This is a genomic window from Neobacillus drentensis, from assembly GCF_036962125.1.
Lineage (GTDB): Bacteria > Bacillota > Bacilli > Bacillales > Cytobacillaceae > Neobacillus > Neobacillus drentensis_B.
In genome coordinates, this window is the sequence record NZ_JBALOA010000053.1 from 1 (window position 1) to 8280 (window position 8280).

Here is an 8280-nt window from a genome sequence, read left to right on the forward strand (position 1 = left end):
TATTTACTTTTCCTCTTTAACGAAAAGCATTGTTAACGCTTACAATTACTACATTTTATACTAATTTGAATGAACACATTTTTGAAAATCAAATAATATTTTCAGACCCAAAAACTAAATTTTTTTTATATATTTTTGGCGATAATTGAAAGAAAATTTGATGAATAGTGTCGAAATATGACTAAGAACAGTCTATTATGTCAGCAAACCTCATTTATTGTCAGAAAAGATAAAAAAGTTTTATGAGGATTATTGAGAAAATGCAATTATAATTGGACTTTGTAATACATATTTTCAATGGGATGAGGAGAGCCATGACAGTGAATACGTTTTTTCCGACTGACTATCAATTGCATTTATTTCATGAGGGAAATTTTTTCCAAAGTCATCAGCTTTTTGGCGCTCATATCTTTAAGAATTCCGATAAGGTATATACACGATTTTGCGTATGGGCCCCTAATGCTTTACAGGTTAGGCTTGCGGGGGATTTTAATAACTGGAATGGTGAAGGGTATGAATTGCAAAAGGTGAATGATGAAGGAGTATGGATCCTGATTGTAAACAGTGATCTAACAGGTAAGCTTTATAAATATGAAATCTTCTCACAAACAGGTGAGAGACTGTTAAAATCAGATCCGTTTGCTTTTTATTCTGAAATAAGACCAAATACAGCTTCTATTGTTTATTCATTGAAGAATTATCAGTGGCAAGATCATCAGTGGATGACCCGAAGAGGAAAAAAGACCCTTCTTTCAGAGCCAGCAATTATTTATGAGGTTCATCTTGGCTCTTGGAAAAAGAAAGAAAATAATGATTACTTATCCTATAAAGAATTGGCAGCGGAGCTTATACCATATGTTTTGGAATATGGCTTTACACATATAGAGTTATTACCGCTTGTTGAGCATCCACTGGACGCTTCGTGGGGCTATCAAGGAACTGGTTACTATTCTGTTACATCAAGGTATGGCACACCAGATGAATTTAGGGAATTTGTTGATCAGTTTCACCAGCATGGTATTGGGGTCATTCTTGATTGGGTGCCTGGTCATTTTTGCAAAGACGCCCATGGTCTATACTGTTTTGATGGAACGCACTGCTATTCTTATAGCTACGCAGGCGACAGAGAAAATGCAGTCTGGGGGACCGCTAACTTTGATCTCGGTAGAGGTGAAGTGCAAAGCTTTCTCATCTCAAACGCTCTATATTGGATAGACAATTTTCATATTGATGGTTTTCGAATGGATGCAGTTGCCAATATCATTTATTGGCCAAACGCCTCAAATGAAAGGCGGGAAAATCCTTTTGGTATAAATTTCTTAAAAAAGCTAAATAATCAAGTCCATGAGTTTGATCCGCACTTTCTTATGATTGGTGAAGATTCAACTGAATATCCTAATGTCACAACACCAGTAAGTTATGGTGGCCTTGGCTTTGACTATAAATGGAATATGGGCTGGATGAATGACATGTTGGAATATATGGAGACTCCACCTTATTTAAGATCCCATGTGCATTCTAAAGTAACTTTTTCATTTTTATATGCCTTTTTAGAAAACTTTATGCTTCCGTTTTCACACGATGAAGTAGTCCACGGGAAAAAGTCTTTACTAGATAAGATGCCAGGGGATTATTGGGAAAAGTTTGCGCAGCTTAGACTTTTGTTGGGTTATATGTTTGCCCATCCTGGCAAAAAACTTCTCTTTATGGGCTTTGAAATAGGACAGTTTGCTGAATGGAAAGATAAAGAACAGCTTGACTGGAACTTATTAGACTATGAAATGCATCAAAAACTAAGTGCTTATGTAAAATTTTTAACTAAGGTCTATAAACGATCTAAAGCACTTTATGAGCTTGATTTTTTGCAAGATGGCTTTCAATGGATCGATGCGAATAACAGTGAACAATCCGTTTTTTCTTTCATCAGAAAAGGGAAAAAGGAAGATGAAACCTTAGTTGTTGTTTGTAATTTTACAGGGGTAAGCTACCCTGTCTATAAAATTGGTGTTCCTAAGAATGGAGAATACCGGGAAATTTTTAATAGTGATCATGAGGAATACGGTGGGTCCGGCTTGGTTAATAAAAAAACAATTATAGCAGAAGAAGAGCCCTATCATGGACTGCCCCATTCAATAAATCTTACAATTCCTGCATTTGGATTTCAAATCATCAGACCGGTTAAAAAGCGAAAGGAGCGAAAAGGAAATGGCAAAGAAAAAGTGCGTAGCCATGTTATTAGCAGGAGGAAAAGGGAGCAGGCTTAATTCGCTGACAAAGGATCTAGCGAAACCTGCTGTGCCTTTTGGAGGGAAATATAGAATTATAGATTTTCCATTAAGCAATTGTGCCAATTCTAACATTGATACAGTTGGGGTTTTAACACAATACCAGCCATTATTATTAAATTCCTATATTGGGATTGGCAGTGCTTGGGACCTTGACCGGAAGGATGGCGGGGTAACCGTTTTACCACCATATGCCGAATCTTCTGAAGTGAAATGGTATACAGGGACAGCTAGTGCGATTTATCAAAATCTTAATTACCTCAAACAATACCAGCCCGAATATGTCCTCATACTGTCAGGAGACCATATTTACAAAATGAATTACGAGAGTATGCTCGAATATCATATCGAAAAAAGGGCAGATGTGACCATTTCCCTAATTGAAGTTCCATGGAACGAAGCGAGCCGTTTTGGAATCATGGATACTGATGAAGATTTGAGAATAGTAGATTTTGATGAAAAGCCAGCCAATCCGAAAAATAATCTTGCATCGATGGGCATTTATATATTTAGCTGGAATATACTGAAAGAATATCTAGAAATGGATGAAAGAAATCCTGATTCAAGTCATGACTTTGGTAAAGATGTAATTCCAATGCTATTAGAGGAAAATAAGAAGTTGTTTGCTTATCCATTTAAAGGCTATTGGAAAGATGTTGGTACAGTTAAAAGCCTTTGGGAAGCTAACATGGATTTGTTAAGTGAGGATTGTGATTTAGATTTATTTGATCACGATTGGAGGATTTATTCCGTTAATCCAAATCAGCCTCCACAATATATTTCTACCGATGCGATTGTAAACGAGTCACTTATTAATGAAGGTTGTACGATTGAAGGGGAGGTAGACAAATCTGTTCTCTTTCAAGGTGTGACGGTTGGAAAAGGAACGATTATTAAAGAATCTGTCATTATGCCTGATGCTTCCATTGGCAGTAATTGTTTGATTGAGAAAGCGATTGTTCAGGAAGATGTGAAAGTTCCAGATGGAACCGTTATTCGCTCATTTGACGATGAAATCATTTTAGTAACTAATGAAATGTTAAGCGGGCTTTATCCTGCTTTTTAGTAAAACTCAGGAGGGACTTTATTTGAAACGTAACCTATTGGGCGTAATTGACGCCACCACATACCATGATGATTTAGAAGACTTAATAACTCATCGATCACTTGCTGCTCTACCTTTTGCTGGGCGTTACAGGATCATTGATTTTGTTTTATCAAATATGGTGAATTCAGGGATAAGAAGTGTGGCTATTTTCCCGAAAATGCAATATCGTTCGTTAATGGATCACTTAGGTTCCGGAAAGAATTGGGACCTAAATCGAAAAAGTGATGGACTTTTCTTTTTTCCATCACCGATTATTGATAACGATGGCCATAAAATCGGCTCGTTTGAAAATTTTGGTGAAAACATAGATTTTTTCTATCGTAGTACTCAAGAGTATGCAATCATCTCCAATTGTTATACGGTCTTCAATATGAACTTTAGACCAATCCTCGATTGGCATAGTCGCTCTGGATGTGACATCACTGAAATCCATCACAAGGATGGAGGTTCAATGGAAATGTACTTAATCAAAACATCCCTTCTAATTAAGTTAATTGAAACACGCAATGAAACAGGATATACATGTATGAAAGATGTGGTAAATGATCTCCAGGATCTTTACTCTGTATGTCACTATGGCTATGACGGTTATGCCGTGATGATTGATTCAATCGCAAACTATTTTTCTACTAGTATGAATTTATTAAAATTGGACGTTTGGAAAGAACTATTCTTAAAGGATCAGCCAATCTTTACTAAAGTTAAAGATGAACCGCCAACGAAGTATGTTAAGGGGTCCGATGTAAAAAATGCAATGATTGCCAATGGCTGCATCATTAATGGCACGGTTGAAAATAGTATTATTTCTCGAGGTGTGAAAATTGGTAAAGGTGCAGTTATTAAGAACTGTATCATAATGCAAAAGTGCCAAATCGAGGAGAACTGTTATCTAGACTCAGTCATTTTAGACAAAGACGTAAAAGTAGAGGCAGGAGTACAATTATTCGGTACTGCTCAATCACCATTAGTTATTCGTAAGGGCACAAAGCAAGGAGCGTTGATGAACTCGTGAAAGTATTATTTGCTGTTTCGGAATGTGGGCCATTTGCTAAATCGGGAGGACTTGCCGATGTTGCAGGTTCCCTTCCAAAAGAATTAAAAAGTTTGGGAACGGATATCAGGGTCATTCTGCCAAAGTATGGGACGATACCAGATGAATTTAAGACAGATATGAAAAAAATTAAAGAATTTACTGTTCCTGTGGGTTGGAGAAATCAATATTGTGGGATAGAGGAACTTACCTTTCAAGGAGTAACCTACTATTTTGTCGATAATGAATATTATTTTAAGCGCGAAGGTTTATATGGATATTTTGATGATGGGGAAAGATTTGCATATTTTAACAGAGCTGTTTTAGAAACCCTTGCCCAGCTCGATTTTTATCCAGATGTACTCCATTGCCATGATTGGCATACGGCAATGATCCCTTATCTTTTAAGAACAGAGTATTACAAACGAAAAGGCTACAGTCTGATGCGGACTGTATTTACCATTCATAATCTGCAATTCCAAGGGGTTTTTCCGAAAGAGGTAATAGGAGATTTGTTAGGAATGGATTATAATTCCTTTCATTCCGGTCACTTAGAGTTTTTCGGAAATATCAATTATATGAAGGGGGCACTTGTAGCAGCGGACAAAATTACGACAGTGAGCCCGACCTATAAAGAAGAAATACAAACTCCAGAATACGGTGAAAAGTTAGATGGTCTGTTAAGAGCAAGAAAAGAGGACTTAATTGGAATTCTAAATGGAATTGATGATGATTTTTATGATCCTGCAAAAGATCCATTAATTTATCAAACATATACGGCTGCTAACCATCAAAAAAAGGCAGTAAACAAGAGTGAAATACAAAAAGAGTTTGGATTACCACAGTCGGCACGTACCCCTTTATTAGTGATGATTACAAGGCTGACAAGGCAAAAGGGGCTTGATTTAGTAAAATGTGTTTTACGTGAGATTTTGCAGGAAGACCTACAGGTAATTGTTCTAGGTACTGGTGATTATGAATACGAAGAACATTTACGACAGGCAGCCCGAATTTATCCTGAAAAGTTAAAAGTTTTTACTGGATTTAATGAAGGCCTGGCCCATAAACTCTATGCGGCAGCAGACTTGTTTTTAATGCCATCACAATTCGAGCCTTGCGGGCTTGGTCAATTAATTGCCATGAAATATGGTGCAATCCCGATTGTTAGGGAAACAGGCGGCTTAAATGATACAATAAACGCTTGGAATGAATTTACAGGAAAAGGTAATGGCTTTTCTTTCTCAAATTTTAATGCCCATGACATGCTGTATACCATTAAAAGAGCGTTAAGTATTTACCATGATTCCAATTCGTGGAACCAAATTGTAAAACAAGCGATGGAAATGGATTATAGTTGGGCCCAATCAGCGTATAGCTATAATCAATTATATGCAGAAATTGTTGCAAGGAGTGAAACCCATGTTTTCTAATAAGGCGGAGTTTAAGGAGACCTTTCTAAAAAGGATCGAAATGGTATGTGGGAAGAGTTTCTCTGAAAGCTCAGCCAGGGACCACTATCAAACACTTGGTACGATGATTAGCGAATATGTGAGTAATGATTGGATTACGACAAACGAGCAACATCTAGCGGCAAAAGGAAAACAAGTTTATTATCTCTCCATTGAATATCTATTGGGGAAGTTACTAAGACAAAATTTAATAAATTTAGGTGTAGAAGAAACGGTTCAAGCTGGCCTAATAGATTTAGGTATAGACTTAGGTGAGTTAGAGGAATTTGAGGCTGATGCTGGCTTAGGAAACGGCGGCTTAGGAAGACTGGCTGCCTGTTTTCTAGACTCGTTAGCTTCCCTTCATTTACCTGGACATGGCCACGGCATTCGTTACAAACATGGATTATTTGAGCAGAAAATTGTTGATGGCTATCAAGTCGAATTACCCGAACAATGGCTAAGAAATGGGAATGTATGGGAAATCCGCAAAGCAGATAGTTCAATTAAGATTCCCTTTTGGGGGAAGGTGGAAACAAAGCTTGAAAATGGCCGTCTTGTATTTCAGCATTTAAATACAGAAACGGTCACTGCTGTACCTCATGACATGCCTGTTATCGGCTATCAATCAAAAACAGTCAATACATTAAGATTGTGGAACGCTGAGCCTTCTCAATTTCCCTTACATGTTGATATTTTAAAATATAAACGGGAAACAGAAATGATTTCGGAGTTTTTATACCCCGATGATACTCATGATGAAGGGAAGATACTGAGGCTGAAACAGCAATACTTTTTAGTATCTGCTAGTATTCAATCCATCCTAAAAACCTATCGGAAACAACACGGGAGCTTGAAACATCTACATGAACATATTTGTATTCATATTAATGATACTCACCCTGTCCTTGCCATTCCCGAATTAATGAGAATCCTCATAGATGAAGAAGGATACGATTGGGAGCCGGCTTGGCATATTACCACACATACTATTTCTTACACTAATCATACGACCTTATCTGAAGCACTGGAAAAGTGGCCCATACATATTTTCCAACCGTTACTTCCAAGGATTTATATGATTGTAGAGGAAATTAATGAACGATTTTGCCATGAGTTATGGGAACAAACTCCAGGAGATTGGGAACGGATAAAAGGACTAGCCATCCTCGCAGACAATTTTGTTAAAATGGCACATTTAGCGATTGTCGGAAGTTTTAGTATCAATGGTGTGGCAAAACTGCATACTGAAATTTTAAAGAAACGTGAGATGAATCAATTTTTTCAACTGTTTCCAGAGAAATTTAATAATAAAACAAACGGGATTGCTTACCGGCGCTGGCTATTAAAGGCAAACCCGAAACTATCGTCCCTGATAACAGAAACCATTGGTTCCGATTGGAAATACAAAGCAACAGCACTTTCGGAGCTGCTTAATTATCAAAACAATACCTCATTTCTAGAGCAACTTCTAAAAGTAAAAAATGAAAATAAGCAAACACTAGGGAATATTATTTATGAAAAGACGGGAACTGTGGTGGATACAGGTGCTATCTTTGACGTACAGGTAAAGCGTCTGCATGCCTATAAGCGGCAGCTTTTAAATGTTTTACATATTATGCATCTTTATAACCGTATTAAAGAGGATTCAAGCTCCCCTGTTGTTCCTAGGGTGTTTATTTTTGGTGCAAAGGCATCCCCGGGATATTACTATGCAAAAAAAATCATCAAGCTAATTAATACAGTTGCAGAAAAAGTGAACAATGACCCCGTAATTGGCGATAAAATGAAAGTGATCTTTCTTGAAAATTATCGTGTTTCTCTTGCGGAGCGGATCTTTCCTGCAGCAGATGTAAGTGAACAAATCTCAACCGCTAGTAAGGAAGCCTCTGGTACAGGGAATATGAAATTTATGATTAATGGAGCTTTAACGGTAGGAACTTTGGATGGTGCTAATATAGAAATTCGTGAATTAGTTGGTAATGACAATATCTTTACGTTTGGACTAACAGCAGAGGAAGTTCTTCATTACTACCAGCACGGTGGGTATCAATCCGATGAATATTACCACCATGATTATCGTATCCGTCAAGTAGTCGACCAACTGATAAATGGTTTTTTCCCTGGTATCTATAACGAGTTTGAACCAATATTTGATTCACTTCTTCAAGAAAATGACCAATATTTTGTTTTAAAGGATTTTGCCTCCTATGCAAACATCCAACGATCGATTGGCGATGCATTTACTGATCAATTACGTTGGCAGCAAATGAGTTTAAGAAATATTGCTCATGCCGGTTATTTTTCAAGTGATCGCACGATTCAAGAATACGCTGATGATATTTGGAAGATTAAACCTATAAAATAAGAAAAGCTTCTGCCGTTGGCAGAAGCTTTTCTTTATAATAT

The 8280-nt window shown here is 37.2% G+C and carries 5 protein-coding genes; all 5 read left to right on the forward strand.

Annotated elements, in window-relative coordinates:
• Nucleotides 1-314: 314 nt before the first annotated feature.
• From glgB to V7121_RS24860, 5 genes are read left to right on the forward strand one after another with little or no spacing between them, the layout of a single operon-like run.
• Complete coding sequence (gene glgB / locus V7121_RS24840; RefSeq protein ID WP_335498672.1) at nt 315-2264, forward strand: 1,4-alpha-glucan branching protein GlgB; 1950 nt, start codon at nt 315-317, stop codon at nt 2262-2264.
• A complete protein-coding gene (locus tag V7121_RS24845; protein WP_335498674.1) occupies nt 2206-3351 on the forward strand; it encodes a glucose-1-phosphate adenylyltransferase in 1146 nt (381 codons plus the stop codon). The genes glgB and V7121_RS24845 overlap by 59 nt, the downstream gene beginning before the upstream one ends.
• A gap of 22 nt (nt 3352-3373) precedes the next feature.
• Nucleotides 3374-4405, forward strand: a complete 1032-nt coding sequence (locus V7121_RS24850; RefSeq protein ID WP_335548243.1) for a sugar phosphate nucleotidyltransferase — start codon at nt 3374-3376, stop codon at nt 4403-4405.
• On the forward strand, nt 4402-5853 hold the full coding sequence (glgA, locus tag V7121_RS24855; protein WP_335548245.1) for a glycogen synthase GlgA: 1452 nt from the start codon (nt 4402-4404) through the stop codon (nt 5851-5853). The genes V7121_RS24850 and glgA overlap by 4 nt, the downstream gene beginning before the upstream one ends.
• Nucleotides 5843-8239, forward strand: coding sequence for a glycogen/starch/alpha-glucan phosphorylase (locus V7121_RS24860; protein ID WP_335498683.1), 2397 nt, complete (start codon nt 5843-5845; stop codon nt 8237-8239). Before glgA ends, V7121_RS24860 begins: the two co-directional genes overlap by 11 nt.
• The last annotated feature ends 41 nt before the right edge of the window (nt 8240-8280 follow it).